General features: G+C 46.1%; 2 protein-coding genes. One reads left to right on the top strand and one right to left on the bottom strand.

Translation table 11 applies throughout. The features are described 5' to 3' along the window. Positions 1-265 precede the first annotated feature (265 nt). Entirely contained in the window at positions 266-454 is a 189-nt protein-coding gene (locus ACMV5I_RS29405; protein ID WP_209530621.1) for a hypothetical protein, read from the top strand. A gap of 261 nt (positions 455-715) precedes the next feature. Here ACMV5I_RS29405 and ACMV5I_RS29400 read toward each other — a convergent pair whose 3' ends face one another. Continuing rightward, on the bottom strand, positions 716-1351 hold the full coding sequence (locus tag ACMV5I_RS29400) for a hypothetical protein (protein ID WP_414825963.1): 636 nt from the start codon (positions 1349-1351) through the stop codon (positions 716-718). Positions 1352-1500 lie beyond the last annotated feature (149 nt).

The raw sequence follows: 1500 nt of genomic DNA, 5'->3' as shown, positions 1-1500 counted from the left end.
ATGCGTTGCTGACGGCGCTGAAATCGCCGGACGACGCCATCGACTGGGACACGCTGCTGCCCTGGAAAATCACCCTACCTTAAACCCCACGACCGAACACTGTGGGGATTTAACGACGCTTACGATTCAACCGTGTTGCGTGCCGCGCTGTATCTGGCCAAAGAAGTCGGGCCGGCGAAAATGTTGGAAATGATTAAAGAGAATCTGTAATACATTAGACTTACATAAGTAATCTTTTTGAATTACAAAAAAGGAGAAGAAAGCGATGACTGCTGTTACCGTCACAACTGAACTAACCGAAAGCCAGGCAATGGCTCTAGCGCAATTCGTCAAACGCCTGTCCTGGTCAGAAATGCGTGCTTGCGCCGTCGACGATGATGAGACATGGGTGATCAAAGACGCCATCTCGGCACTGCAAAAATCACTCGCCGATGTGGGATATAGTCCCCGCTGAATCAAAGAGTGTAGTTCATATGTATTACATAAGAACTACACGCCCTCATACTGAGGTACCGATAAGCTAATAGAGACCTTGTCCATGACCTATTCAGGTCATACTTATAATGCTTACCATTGTATTACACATGTAAGCACAACATATTACATTGACGCGATTTTGACTTATGGATTGCCCATCCCGCTTGTACCCTAACAAAGGTAATCAGTCACAGCCAGAAGCGCCATCTTTATGTAATACACAAAGAATACAAATAAATTACTTGTGTAGTTTTAGCCATGCTTTAAGCATTGGATCTGAGGGCGTTATCTTATTCTGTTCGATCAATGACTCTACACTGCGGTGCTCCCCTTGCGGAATGCTGAATGTAGGCTCGAGCTCTTTTACCAACATTTCATACATGTGAAGGTAGCGCTGAAAAGCTTCTTCCGGAGAACGCACAACAGGAAACATTGATGCGGTATAAAACATGGCATTAATGGTACCACGCAGATAATGCTCGAGGTTCACCGCCAAAAACTGAATGTAGGGACTCGATCCTGCGTTATGAACAATCGCATTTCGCAAAATATAAAGCCGGTAAATGTGCAGTTCCACTTTTTCAGCATGCCGAATAATCTTCTTCCCCAGTTCACGCGGTTGGGTACAGAGTCCCGTAAACTTCCTCAGCATATACGACGCATAGGGGTAGTCAGTGAGCGCATCCCCAAACTGCTCCGTGAAATGACTGTCCTTCAGATAAGTGTAAATATCCTCCAGATCGATTCCTCCAGGGAAGACTGTACGTCCGTCTTGAAGACGCAACACCAAATTCAGCTGCTTAGCAATCCCTCTTAACGAGATCAACTGTTTGACGACATAGTCCAATCCCATGCAGGGGGGAGTCGTAAACACAACATGTTCGTCATGATCCAGCCCCCCCATGTCAGGGTAGTTGTCGCCTGAACTGATTCAATCCATTGAACCTCAGGGGCGAGGAAACTAACCCGATGCAAACCTACTCTGCAGAACATAAAGAATCTCTGCTCAAACAGTTATTACCC

The organism is Serratia sp. T13T92, from assembly GCF_047530105.1.
GTDB lineage: Bacteria > Pseudomonadota > Gammaproteobacteria > Enterobacterales > Enterobacteriaceae > Chania > Chania fonticola.
The sequence above is the reverse complement of the archived record's forward strand: the minus strand, read 5'-3'. Positions and strand labels throughout refer to the sequence as shown.